This is a genomic window from Paenarthrobacter sp. YIM B13468 (genome assembly GCF_042788025.1).
GTDB classification, from domain to species: domain Bacteria; phylum Actinomycetota; class Actinomycetes; order Actinomycetales; family Micrococcaceae; genus Arthrobacter; species Arthrobacter aromaticivorans.
The window spans coordinates 38840-51216 of record NZ_JBHZPI010000001.1 but is presented as its reverse complement, the minus strand read 5'-3'; the positions used below and the strand labels follow the sequence as shown (position 1 = coordinate 51216).

Here is a 12377-nt window from a genome sequence, read left to right as displayed (position 1 = left end):
CGCAGGAGTGTCGTGCCCAGTACTGTCAGTGCCAGCCGGTAGCGTGAAAACATGAGCTCCTGGAACACCCTCCCCCGCGCTGCCTTCGACCTCGAAACCACTGGGAAGATTTCCCGTTCCGCCCGCATCGTCACCGCTTCAATCACTGTGGTGGATGCACACGGAGAACTCATCAGAGAGCATGAATGGCTGGCGGACCCCGGGGTGGAGATTCCCCTGGAGGCCAGCGAGGTCCACGGAGTGACTACGGAGAAAGCCCGCGCGGAAGGCCGACCAGCGGCCGAAGTCACCCGGGAGGTGGCAGCGGTTCTTCAGCAATTGTTCGACGACGACACCCCCGTCATTGCATTCAACGCCAGCTACGACTTCACGGTGCTCGCTGCCGAGTCAGCACGGCATGGTGTCCCCCAATTGACCCGTTTCCCTGTACTGGATCCATATGTGATGAACAAGCAGGTGGACCGGTACCGCAAGGGCAAGCGCACCTTGACAGCTTTGTGTGAGGAATATGGCGTGATCCTGGACAACGCCCACACCTCAGCGGCGGATGCGTTGGCGACGCTGCGCGTTTTGGATGCCATGGCTGGCAAATTCCCCAAGTTGCAAATGCCTGCCTCCAAGCTGCACCATTTGCAGGTGGACTGGGCTGCATCCCAAGCTGCTGACTTCCAGCAGTATCTGCGGCGAAGCAAGCCCACCGCTGTGATCGAAGGCGAGTGGCCCGTACTGCCACCCGAGGACGCCAGCCGAGGCGGCTTCTGAGACAGGTTCCGGCACGGGCGACCCGCAGTTGGGACGCAAGTCACAAGAATTCCGAAGCTCCTCAAGCACGAGCGCTGTGCGCAGGGATTCCATCACTTTGCCCATCGCCGGAATAGATCGGGGAGCTCAGGGTTCTCTGTAGGAACTTTCTTCGGAAAAAACGAGCCAGAGCAATCACTTGTTCGATTCACCTCTCGTTCGTGGGCTGGTGACATAATTAAGTTTGGCGGGTTGAAGTCTGCTAGGGCAGCCATCCCCATACTTGTTGCCACGTTCCCCGCCCACCGCGAACGTCTCTGTGACCCGACGAAAGTGATTTCTTCATGAAATTCAAAGCCCTCAAGTGGCTGTCTGCTGCTCCCGTAGCCGCGGCCCTGGTGATCTCCTTGGCAGCATGCGGCGGAGGATCCTCCCAGCCCAGCGGCTCGCCCACCGATGCCCTCGCCGGCAGCGACCAGCAGACCCTGGACAAGTACACCACCGCGGACGTCACGCCGCTGGACAAGATCGACAAGTCCAAGTTGGGCCTCGTCACCGATGGCACGCTGCGCGTCGGCACCCTGTCCGATGCGCCGCCGAACATCTTCATCGATCCTTCGGGCAAGTTCACGGGTTATGACAACGAACTCCTTCGCGCCATCGGCGACAAGCTTGGCCTGAAGGTGGAGTTTGCGTCGACCGACTTCTCCGCCCTGCTCTCGCAGGTAGCAAACAAGCAGTTCGACGTCGGATCCTCCTCGATCTCCACCACGGATGCCCGTCGAAAGACCGTCGGCTTCACCAACGGCTACGACTTTGGCTACATGGCCGTCGTGACCAAGAGCGACGCCAAGGTCACCGGCTTCGCCGACCTCAAGGAAGGCGTCCGGATCGGCGTCGTCCAAGGCACCGTTCAGGATGACTATGTCACGAACACTCTCAAGCTCGAGCCCGTGCGTTTCCCTGACTACAACACCGTTTATGGCAACGTGAAGAACGGTCAGATCGACGCTTGGGTGGCCCCCTCCCAGCAGGCTTCCGGCCAGGTCAAGGACGGCGACGGCACCAAGATCGCCGAAAAGGTTGTCAACACGCAGAACTTCACGGCCTACGCCGTGAACAAGGACAACCAGCCGCTCCTCGATGCGCTGAACGCCGGCCTGGACGCCGTCATTGCTGACGGTACGTGGACCAAGCTCACCTCCCAGTGGTACACCGACCGTCCCACCGCGGCCGAGCAGACTCCGCAGGGCTGGAAGCCGGGCAGCAAGGCCGTCCAGATTCCGGCCAAGTAACCCGGGCGTTCCATGGATATCCTCAAGCAACTCTCTGACACCTTCCTTGACTGGGAGGCGATGGGCGAAGTCGTACCCAAGATGTTCGCCGTCGGCCTGCCGAACACCCTGGTGCTCGCTATCATTTCGGGCATTATCGGGACCCTGCTGGGCATGGCCCTGGCCCTGATGGGGATTTCCCGGAACGCCCCGGCCCGGTGGATTGCACGCATCTATACGGACGTCCTCCGCGGACTTCCGCCCGTGTTGACCATTCTGGTCATCGGATTCGGCTTTGGCCCCATCATCCGTGAACTGACCGGTTCCACGAGCCCCTACCCTATGGCCATCGCAGCGCTGTCTTTGATGTCGGGGGCCTACATCGGCGAGATCTTCCGATCCGGTATCCAGAGCGTGGACAAGGGACAGCTCGAAGCGTCCCGCGCCTTGGGGTTCGGCTACGGCGCTTCCATGCGCTTGGTAGTGGTTCCCCAAGGCATCCGCCGGGTGCTTCCTGCGTTGGTTAACCAATTCATTGCCCTGATCAAGGAATCCTCCCTCGTCTTCCTCCTGGGCCTGCTGGCTACGGAGCGCGAGATCTTCCAGATCGGCAAGGACGCGGCTGCGACCAGCGGCAACCTCTCGCCCTATGTGGCTGCGGCCATCTTCTACCTGGTACTCACTATTCCGCTCACGCACTTCGTGAACTGGATTGATGCCCGCTTCCGTTCAGGCAGGCCTGAAAAGAAAGAACCGGACGATGCCGCGGCGGTCGTCGGGAAGGGAGCCCACGCATGAGCGAATTTACATCCGGAACGTTGACGGCAAAGAACATCCATTTGTCGTTCGGCACCAACCATGTCCTGCGGGGCATTGACCTGCACGTTGAGAAGGGCACCACGGCTTCGGTCATCGGTCCCTCGGGTTCAGGCAAGTCAACGCTGCTCCGTGTGATGAACCGGCTCATCGAACCTGACCAGGGCGACATCCTGTTGGATGGACGTTCCGTCCTCAAGGACAATCCCGACGAGCTCCGGCGTCGTATCGGCATGGTGTTCCAGCAGTTCAATCTCTTCCCCCACAAGACGGTGGCCGAGAACATCTCCCTGGCGCTGCGTAAGATTCGCGGAATGTCCAAGGAACAGGCGCGTGAGGAAGCCTTGGCCCAACTGGACCTGGTGGGCCTCAAGCACAGGGCCGATGCCCGCCCTGCCAATCTTTCGGGTGGACAGCAACAGCGCGTAGCCATTGCCCGTGCGCTTGCCATGAAGCCCGAGGTCATGTTTTTCGATGAGGCCACTTCCGCGCTGGACCCGGAACTCGTCAAGGGCGTACTTGCCCTGATGACCGATCTTGCACAGGGAGGCATGACCATGGTGGTGGTTACCCATGAGATGGGCTTCTCCCGCAATGTCTCAGACGTGGTGACGTTCATGGACGCTGGCGTAGTTGTGGAATCCGGTCCGCCGGAGCAGCTGTTCAACGACCCCCGGACAGAGCGGCTCCAAGGCTTCCTCTCGGACGTCCTCTAGTCCCCGCAAGGCAGCCAAACAGCAGACCCCGCCTCCAGACCTTCGCCCTAGTGGTGAAAGTCAGGGATGCGGGGTTTCCTGCATTAAGCGCAATGGCGGCGGGGCACCAGCCAGTCTCCGCCCCCTTATCTTATTTCCAGCATTACTTCCCGAGTTTCACAGACAACACCGTCAGGGCCGCAGCGTCCACCTTATTGCGGAAATCCGGCTCGGACTGCGCTTTCTGGAGGACGGCGCCATACATCGCGGGGATGCTTCCCGGGTCCGCGCATACCAGCATCGTGCCGCCCGCTGCGAAGAAGTTGATAGCGCGGTCCGCGGTGGTCCACGGCTTCAACTGTGCTGCACTACAGACGTCATCCGAGAGGATAATGCCTTTGAAGCCAGCGTCGCCGCGAAGCATCTGCCCCATGACCACGGGTGAGAACGGCGCGATGTTGGCGGGGTCGATTTGGTCGTAGTAGGCATTGGACACCATGACCCATTGCACGCCGTTCGTAATGGCTGTCCGAAATGGCTCCAGGGCAGGGTCATTCCGCGTAGTTTCAGTGTCCCTGACGTTCTGGCTGACATCGGTGTTGGGAACTACCCGGCCGAGACCTGGGAAGTGCTTCACGACCGGTGCAACCCCGGCATCCTTCATGCCTTGGGCAAAAGCGTTTCCGAGGTTGGACACTTGCCCCGGTACATATCCATACTCGCGTTGGAATTGTCCGATGGGCGCATTGGATGGCGCGAACCCAGGGCTCGTCACAGTATCAAGGACCGGAGCCAGATTGACGTTGACGCCAGCGCTACGGAGTTCCTTCCCCCAAACAGTGGCGTCTGCCCGCAGCTTCACGGGACCAGCCCCGGCCTGCGCCAACGCGGCAGGGATGGCGGAGAAACCCGGACCAGCCAGGACCTGGACGTATCCACCTTCCTGGTCAGTGGCCACGAAAAGAGGCAGCCCACCGGTAGTTTCAGCGGAAACCGTCCCGGTGAGGGACGCCACGACGGCAGCTGTGGCAGCAGTCCCGGCCTTGCTGCGACCACTCAAGTAGACGTTCCCTGCGTGGTATTTGGTGAGTGCTTCCATGGTGCCCGGCTCCGCACCCGTCGCCTTCGCGGCAACCATGAAGAGCTGCCCAACACGTTGCTCGAGGCTTAGCCTGGCCAGCTGTTGTTGCGCCGTGGACATTGCTTCGGGGGTAGGTGCTGCCGAAGGTGCCGGGGAGTCCTTGGGCTGGCTCGACGCCCTGGACGTGGCCTTGCCCGGAACAGGGGTATTCGTCGGCGAGGGGGTAATTGCAGACGGCGAAACCGGTGCAGTTGTGGGGCTCGCGGTTTCATTTCCGCTTGAGCAACCAGGCACCATAGTGACCAGGATTCCGGCCGCCGCGGCCCTTACACCAAGGGATGCAATTGACTGGATTCTGCGCATGGTAAACCGTGAATTCGTTGGGGTTGGGTTTCCCTTACGAGCCTACCCCGGGAAGTCGCAGTGCCCCAGCCTGCTTCGACCAGCCGGCCGGGGCGCCGCGTTGTCCTTGACTTAGGCGATCGCGGCGGCTGCAGCCTTCGCAGCAGCCGGGAGTGCGTCAACGATCCTGTTCATGGCAGCGTCGTCATGAGCCGCGGACAGGAACCAGGCCTCGAAGACTGACGGCGGCAAGTAGACGCCGGAGTCAAGCATCGAATGGAAGAACGGTGCGTAGCGGTAAGCTTGCTGGCCCTGGGCGTCGTCGTAGTTGTGCACGCCGTGGGTGGAGGTACCGAACGCAACCGAGAACAGGTTGCCTGCACGCTGGATGGAGTGGTCCACGCCTTCTGCATCAAGGGCGGACGAAAGAGCGGCGGACAGCTCCAGCGAGCGGGCGTCCACATAGGCATAGACGTCAGGCGTGGCATGGGTAAGCGTTGCGACACCGGCAGCCATGGCCACAGGGTTTCCTGACAGCGTGCCTGCCTGGTACACCGGACCCACGGGTGCAAGGTAATCCATGACGTCGGCACGTCCGCCGAGGGCCGCCGTCGGCATTCCCCCTCCAATAACCTTGCCGAAGGTCAGCAGGTCCGGCGCCCATCCTTCCTGACGGCCCGTGAGTCCCCAGTAGCCGGCGTAACCAGTCCGGAAACCGGTGAGGACTTCGTCGAGGATGAGGAGCGCCCCGTGTTCCGCGGTGATGCGGGACAGCCCAGCGTTGAAGCCCTCGCCCGGGGTCACAACACCCATGTTTGCCGGGGCAGCTTCGGTAATCACGGCCGCGATGTTGTTGCCGTGCTTGGCGAAGGCAGCTTCGACAGCTGTGAGGTCGTTGTAAGGCAAAACAAGTGTCTCAGCGGCGGTGGCTGCCGTGACGCCGGCCGAACCCGGGAGGGCCAACGTCGCGAGGCCGGAACCTGCGGCTGCCAGTAGGCCGTCCAGATGGCCGTGGTAGCACCCTGCAAACTTGATGATCAGGTTGCGGCCGGTGAAGCCACGGGCGAGGCGAACCGCCGTCATCGTGGCCTCAGTGCCCGTGGACACCATGCGCAGGCGTTCGACGGCGGACACGCGCTCTTTCACGATCTCGGCGAGGTTGGCCTCAGCCGGGGTGGATGCTCCGAAGGACAGGCCGCGGTCCACAGCAGCGTGTACGGCGTCGAGCACGGCGGGGTGGGCATGGCCAAGCAGGGCCGGGCCCCACGAGCAGACAAGATCCACGTATTCCTTGCCATCAGCGTCAGTGAGGTACGCGCCCTTGGCCGAAACCATGAATTTCGGAGTGCCGCCAACGGATCCGAAAGCACGCACGGGCGAATTCACTCCGCCGGGCATCAAGGACTGGGCACGATCAAAAAGCTGGTCGGACACAGGGGTGTTTGAAGTCATGGTTCCTATTCTTTCAGTCATTCAGAAGCGTCTTTCGGTGATTCAGAAGCGCAGTTATGAGGCGTCCGCCAGCAGCTCAGCGACCCGTGGGGCCACTTCAGTGCCGTACAACTCGATGCAGCGCATCATGGATCCGTGCGGCAGGGTGCCGTTGCTGTATTTGAGGTCGAAGCGGTCCACGCCGAGGTTGCGCTTAAGCAGGGCGATTTTCCGGGCCACAGTCTCGGGAGAACCCACATAGAGAGCGCCCTCCGGGCCGCACATTGCGTCGAATTCCCCCCGGTTTCCCGGACCCCAGCCGCGCTCGGCCCCGATTCTGTTGCGCTGCTCGAGCCAATGCGGAAAGAGTTCTTCCCGGGCATCCTGGTCAGTGTCTGCAATGAAGCCGGGTGAGTGTGTTGCGATCTGTCGCATCGAGTGACCGTATTTGGCCATTGCGTCGCGATAAAGATTGACAAGGGGAGCGAAACGGCGGGGCTCTCCCCCGATGATCGCGAAGATAATCGGATAGCCATATTCCGCACACCGCAACACAGATTCGGGTGTCCCACCCACACCTATCCATGCCGGCAGCAAATGGTGCTGCAAACGCGGGTAAACCTGGAGTCCGTTCACGTTGGGGCGGGTCCGCCCTTCCCAATGAACCGGCTTCTGGGCCCTTACTTTGTCAAAGAGCTCAAGCTTTTCTTCGAAAAGGACGTCGTAGTCCGCAAGGTCCAGTCCGAACAATGGGAAGGACTCAATAAATGAGCCCCTGCCCAACATGACCTCGGCCCGGCCGTTGGAGATTGCGTCAACGGTGGCGAAACGTTGGAAGACCCGGATCGGATCATCCGAACTAAGTACTGTCACGGCCGATCCGAGCCGAATGCGGGATGTCACTGCGGCAGCTGCCGCGAGGAAGACCTCGGGAGCAGATACGGCAAAATCGCGGCGGTGATGCTCTCCCACGCCAAAAGCATGAATGCCCAGGGCGTCAGCCAGCTTTGCTTCCTCAAGCAACTCCCGCAGAACCTGGGCGTGCTCCTTCGGGTTACCGTCGGCATCGAGGCCTGCGTCCCCGAAGGTGTTCAGGCCGAGCAGGATCTCGGCGGCGCCCACGGGTGCGGTGGGGTCGGAGTCAGCCCTGGATGCAGATGGAAATTCCGATTCGGAAGGCACTGCGGTCATCAGGACTCCTTCAGCCAGCCTGCCAGTTCGGAGGCCCAGTAGGTCAGGACGGTATCGGCTCCGGCCCTCTTGATGCCCAGCACGGACTCCGTGATGGCGCCGCGCCGATCGATCCAGCCGTTGGCAGCTGCCGCTTCGATCATGGCGTACTCCCCCGAGATTTGGTAGGCCGAGACGGGTACGGGGCTCATTGCCGCAATATCCGCGAGGATGTCGAGGTAGCTCATGGCTGGCTTGACCATGACCATGTCAGCGCCTTCTTCAAGGTCCAATTCCACTTCGAGAATGGCTTCGCGACGGTTGGCTGCGTCCATTTGGTAGGTTCGGCGATCGCCCTTCAGCTGGGAGTCCACCGCTTCACGGAACGGGCCGTAGAAAGCTGAGGCGTACTTGGCCGCATAGGCCAGGACAACGGTGTTCTTGTGGCCCGAATCCTCCAAAGCCTGGCGGATGACGGCGATTTGTCCGTCCATCATGCCCGAAGGTCCCAACACATGGGCGCCCGCCTCCGCCTGGGCAATGGCCATCTGACCGTAGATCTCCAGGGTGGCATCGTTGTCCACGTATCCTTCGGCATCCAGGACGCCGCAGTGTCCGTGGTCGGTGAATTCGTCCAGGCAGACATCGCCCATGATCACGAGGTCATCGCCTACTTCGGCCTTAACGTCCCGGATGGCCTTGTTCAGGACACCTTCCGGGTCCAAGGATGCCGTGCCCCGTGCGTCCCGAACCTCTGGTACGCCGAACAGCATGATGCCGCCCACCCCAAGCTCCACGGCTTCCGCAGCTGCGCGCTTGAGGGTGTCAGTGGTGTGCTGGACGACGCCGGGCATTGAACTAATCGGGCTGGGCTCGCTGAGGCCCTCACGGATGAAGGCCGGAAGTATGAGGTCTGCCGGGGCCAGACGTGTTTCTGCCGTAAGCCTGCGCATCGCCGGGGTTGTGCGCAAGCGGCGGGGACGGTGGTTTGGAAAGCTCATCTGGGGTTCCCTTCATTGGCGAATACTGTTTCCAAGGCGGCCGCGATGCCGTCCGGGGTAGGTTCTTTGGCCGTGGCTCCGACGGTGATTCCGAGGTGGGCGGCCTCTGCCGCCGTCGGACGGCCAATGGCTATGAATCGGCACCTGCCCAAGGGCAGAAGGGTCTGCGCAATCCGCCGGGCGGCACTGGGGGAAGCGGCCACGACGGCGTCGAGCATCCCGGCGTCAATGGCCGCGCGGGCTTCCGAGGGAGTCATTTCCTGCGGCTGTCCGCTACGGGAACCAACAGTGCCGGAGGCAGAACTGGCGAACGCAGAATTGCCGGAATGCAAGACGACGGCGGGCAGTTCGGCTTCGAGGCGCAGTCCCGTCCGGGCCGGATAGTCCACCGTGTGATAGGCGGTCACGGACGCTACGTCTGCGCCCTTGGCGGCCAATCCGTCACGCAGACCGGGGCCTGCGATATCTGCTTGCGGGAGAAGAACACGCGCAGGTGCCGGTTCCCATAAGGCGAGAAGGCCTTCGGCGGATTGCATGTCAGTGGGCGCCAGCGAGACGGTCAGGCCGATAGCTTCCAGGATCCGCCGTGATGATGGCCCGATCGTGGCCACGCGGGTCCGGGATGGCACGAGATCTACCGGAAGCGTGCCACGCTCCGCAGCCTTTTCGAGCAGGACGCGCACGGTGGTGATGCTGCTGATCACCATCCAGTCAAAATATCCAGCGGACAGCTGGTCCAGGGCGGCGTCGAGGGAAGCCTGGTCCTCAGCCCGCTCGAAATCGATGAGGGGAAGCACCAACGGCTCCGCTCCGAGCGTGTGCAGGAGCGAAGCAAGTGGCCGGGCACGGTCGGCGCTCCTGGTAATCAGGACCCGCCGACCTGCCAAAGCCGATGCTTGAGTCACATCAGGACGCTGCAAGATCCGCGATCTCCGCGGCACCAGCAGCGAGCAGGAGCTCCGCAACTTCGATGCCGAGCAACGTCGCCCCTACTTCGGTCAGGCCATCGGTGGCTTTCTTCTCGCGAACTGTCTTGGTGCCGTCAACGGCGCAGACAACAGCTTCAAGATGCAGCATGCTGCCCTTCCTGAAGGCATAAGCGCCCACCGGCGCGGCACAACCCGCTTCCAGCCGGGCCAGGACGGCACGTTCAGCTGTCACGGCAAGCCGGGTGTCGTCGTCGTTCAATGCAGCTAGAGCCTGGGCGAGAACACCATTGGGGCCTTCCACGTGCGGGGCATCCTCCGTACGGCATTCGATGGCCAGTGCGCCTTGGCCCGGGGCAGGCAACATGACATCGGTCTCGAAGAACTCACTCACGGTGTCCAGCCGGTCCATCCGTTCCAGCCCAGCCGCTGCGAGCACAACGGCGTCCAAGTCGCAGGACTTGCCGGGAACAACTTCGTCGGTGGCGTTGCCGGGAAGCCCGGGGACGCGTCCCAGGCGCGTGTCCACGTTGCCACGGATATCCAGCACCTCAATGTCAGGCCGGGCAGCCCTTAGCTGCGCAGCACGCCGGGGTGAACCCGTACCTACCTTGGCGCCACCGGGCAATTCCGCAAGGGTGAGGCCATCCCGGGCACACAACACATCCCTGACATCCACGCGCTTGGGAGTAGCCGCGATGCTCAGACCAACTGCAGCCCCCGTGGGCAGGTCCTTCAAAGAATGAACAGCGACATCGCAGGTTTCAGCAAGCAAGGCATCGCGCAGGGCCGCCACGAAGACACCCGTCCCGCCCATCTGTGACAGCGAGCCGGTCTTGACGTCGCCCTCGGTCTTGATATGCACCAATTCCACCGGGAATCCGCCAACAGCTGCCAGCCGATCGGCCGTCTGCTGGGTCTGGGTCAGCGCAAGCTTGCTGGCCCGGGTGCCAATGCGGATGGTCACTTGCCGACCTCCGAGGAGGTGTAAGCGTCGTGCCCAACGCCGATAGTGGAACCGACCTCGGCAATAACCGGCTTTGCTCCCCGGAAGTTTTCGCAACAATTGGGGCGGCAGACATCGTACCAAGGACCAAGGTCCGTAACGTGGGGACGATCGGCGATGTTGTTATCCACTGTGCGTTCACAGATCAGGTCAACCAGACCGGAAACAAAGGCCGCGTGCGTTCCCGGGGTGGGGACGCGGGTGGCTTCCATCTCCAGGTTCCTGCAGGTCTCCAGGGCTTCGGTGTCCAGGTCCCAGGCAACCTCCATATGGTCACTGACGAAGCCGAGGGGAACGATCACCACGCCGCGTACGCCTTCGGGGGCGATTTCTTCGAGGTGATCGTTGATGTCCGGTTCCAGCCAAGGAATGTGCGGCGCGCCGGAGCGGGATTGGTACACGAGGTCCCAAGCCACGTTCGGGGCAACGGCATCCATGATGGCCTGGGCGTTTGCCAGGTGCTGTGCCGCGTAGGCAGATCCTTCTGCGAATTCGCGCGGCTCGTCCTCGGAGCTTCCGGCTGCTTCGGCGTCGCGCGTGGGAATGGAATGGGTGGCAAACAAGACCCGGATTTTTGAATCGGGATCGGATTCGCCGGCAGCGGTCAGCTTGCCGCGGATTTCTTCGAGACCGGCTGCGGTGCCTTCAAGGAAAGGTTGCACAACGCCGGGGTGGTCGAAGTACTGGCGGATCTTGTCCACCTCGAGCTTGCCGTCCAGACCCGTTTCGGTGAGGGCGATGCCAATATCTTCGCGGTATTGGCGGCAGCTGGAGTAACAGGAGTAGATGCTGGTGGTGAGCATCAGGATCCGGCGGTGGCCGGCGTCGTAGGCATCCTGCAGGACCGGAGCGATGTACGGGTCCCAGTTCCGGTTACCCCACAAGACCGGAAGCTCAATGCCGCGTTTAGCCAGCTCGGCCTCGATCGCGGCCTTCAGTTCACGGTTCTGCTGGTTGATGGGGCTGATACCCCCAAACGCGCGGTAGTGGTGGGAGACCTCTTCAAGGCGTTCATCCGGGATGCCACGGCCACGGGTGACGTTGCGGAGGAAGGGAATGACATCTTCCTGGCCTTCAGGACCACCAAAGGATGCGAGCAGCACTGCGTCGTACTGTTTTGCTTCCTGGCGGCCACGCTCGGTGACTTCGTTGGGGATGGTGGAGACACCAAGGCCACTCATGCGAGGACCTCTGCGATCTCGGCAGCAGTCACGCGGCGGCCTGTGTAGAACGGAATTTCTTCGCGGACATGGTTGCGGGCGTCGGTTGCGCGAAGGTGGCGCATGAGGTCAACGAGGTCGACGAGTTCAGGTGCCTCCAGGCCCAGGATCCACTCCCAGTCACCCAGCGCGAACGAGGAAACAGTGTTGGATATGACCTGCGGGAACTCCCGACCCAGCATTCCGTGGTCGCGCAGCATCTTTCCGCGTTCTTCCGCGGGAAGCAGGTACCACTCGTAGGAGCGGACGAACGGATAAACGCACAGCCAGGTGCTGGGCTCAACGCCCCTCGCGTAGGCCGGGACGTGGCTCTTGGCAAACTCGGCTTCCCTGTGGACACCCATGGCGGACCAGACGATCTCGGTGCCGGCGAAGAGCTTGCTGCGGCGAATGGAACGCACGGCTGACTGAAGGTCTTCCGGCTTGGATCCGTGGAGCCACACCATGATGTCGGCATCCGAGCGCATGGCGGAAACGTCGTAGCTGCCTCGCAGGGTCACGCCTTCTTCGGCGAGCTTCCCTTCAAGGGCTTCAAATTCCTGGGCAGCATCGCCGCTGCGCAGGACGTCGGCTGAGCGCTTGAAGACGGTCCAGAGCGTAAAGAACTGCTCTTCGGTTCCAGCAGTTTTAGTGACAGATTCGGCAGAAGTGTGGCTCATGGTTCAAGTTTGCCC

General features: G+C 62.1%; 12 protein-coding genes. 4 read left to right on the top strand and 8 right to left on the bottom strand.

Going from position 1 to position 12377, the window contains the following annotated elements:
* The first annotated feature begins 51 nt into the window (after nt 1-51).
* The 4 genes from ACFX4T_RS00270 to ACFX4T_RS00255 all read left to right on the top strand — a co-directional run bounded on the left by ACFX4T_RS00270 (nt 52) and on the right by ACFX4T_RS00255 (nt 3547).
* Nucleotides 52-762, top strand: a complete 711-nt coding sequence (locus ACFX4T_RS00270; protein WP_377650438.1) for a 3'-5' exonuclease — start codon at nt 52-54, stop codon at nt 760-762.
* A gap of 323 nt (nt 763-1085) precedes the next feature.
* Nucleotides 1086-2036 (top strand): ABC transporter substrate-binding protein, encoded by a 951-nt coding sequence (locus ACFX4T_RS00265; protein WP_216924079.1) that lies wholly within the window; start codon nt 1086-1088, stop codon nt 2034-2036.
* A gap of 12 nt (nt 2037-2048) precedes the next feature.
* On the top strand, nt 2049-2813 hold the full coding sequence (locus tag ACFX4T_RS00260) for an amino acid ABC transporter permease (RefSeq protein WP_377650437.1): 765 nt from the start codon (nt 2049-2051) through the stop codon (nt 2811-2813).
* Nucleotides 2810-3547: an amino acid ABC transporter ATP-binding protein gene (locus ACFX4T_RS00255; RefSeq protein WP_223946447.1), complete on the top strand. Its 738-nt coding sequence runs from the start codon at nt 2810-2812 to the stop codon at nt 3545-3547. Before ACFX4T_RS00260 ends, ACFX4T_RS00255 begins: the two co-directional genes overlap by 4 nt.
* A 142-nt stretch (nt 3548-3689) precedes the next feature.
* On the opposite strand, the gene ACFX4T_RS00250 is transcribed toward ACFX4T_RS00255, so the two are convergent.
* From ACFX4T_RS00250 to hemQ, 8 genes are all read right to left on the bottom strand, one after another.
* Complete coding sequence (locus tag ACFX4T_RS00250) at nt 3690-4970, bottom strand: glycoside hydrolase family 3 N-terminal domain-containing protein (RefSeq protein WP_377650436.1); 1281 nt, start codon at nt 4968-4970, stop codon at nt 3690-3692.
* A gap of 111 nt (nt 4971-5081) precedes the next feature.
* Nucleotides 5082-6401, bottom strand: a complete 1320-nt coding sequence (gene hemL / locus ACFX4T_RS00245) for a glutamate-1-semialdehyde 2,1-aminomutase (protein ID WP_377650435.1) — start codon at nt 6399-6401, stop codon at nt 5082-5084.
* 54 nt (nt 6402-6455) lie between these two features.
* A complete protein-coding gene (locus ACFX4T_RS00240) occupies nt 6456-7571 on the bottom strand; it encodes an LLM class flavin-dependent oxidoreductase (protein WP_377650434.1) in 1116 nt (371 codons plus the stop codon).
* On the bottom strand, nt 7571-8551 hold the full coding sequence (gene hemB / locus ACFX4T_RS00235; RefSeq protein WP_377650433.1) for a porphobilinogen synthase: 981 nt from the start codon (nt 8549-8551) through the stop codon (nt 7571-7573). The genes ACFX4T_RS00240 and hemB overlap by 1 nt, the downstream gene beginning before the upstream one ends.
* Nucleotides 8548-9456, bottom strand: coding sequence for a uroporphyrinogen-III synthase (locus ACFX4T_RS00230; RefSeq protein ID WP_377650432.1), 909 nt, complete (start codon nt 9454-9456; stop codon nt 8548-8550). The genes hemB and ACFX4T_RS00230 overlap by 4 nt, the downstream gene beginning before the upstream one ends.
* Before the next feature lies 1 nt (nt 9457).
* Nucleotides 9458-10444, bottom strand: coding sequence for a hydroxymethylbilane synthase (hemC, locus tag ACFX4T_RS00225; protein WP_216924087.1), 987 nt, complete (start codon nt 10442-10444; stop codon nt 9458-9460).
* Nucleotides 10441-11664: a ferrochelatase gene (locus ACFX4T_RS00220; RefSeq protein ID WP_377650431.1), complete on the bottom strand. Its 1224-nt coding sequence runs from the start codon at nt 11662-11664 to the stop codon at nt 10441-10443. The genes hemC and ACFX4T_RS00220 overlap by 4 nt, the downstream gene beginning before the upstream one ends.
* Nucleotides 11661-12362 carry a hydrogen peroxide-dependent heme synthase gene (gene hemQ, locus ACFX4T_RS00215; RefSeq protein ID WP_216924089.1) on the bottom strand — a complete coding sequence of 234 codons (702 nt, stop codon included), beginning with the start codon at nt 12360-12362 and terminating at the stop codon, nt 11661-11663. Before hemQ ends, ACFX4T_RS00220 begins: the two co-directional genes overlap by 4 nt.
* Nucleotides 12363-12377 lie beyond the last annotated feature (15 nt).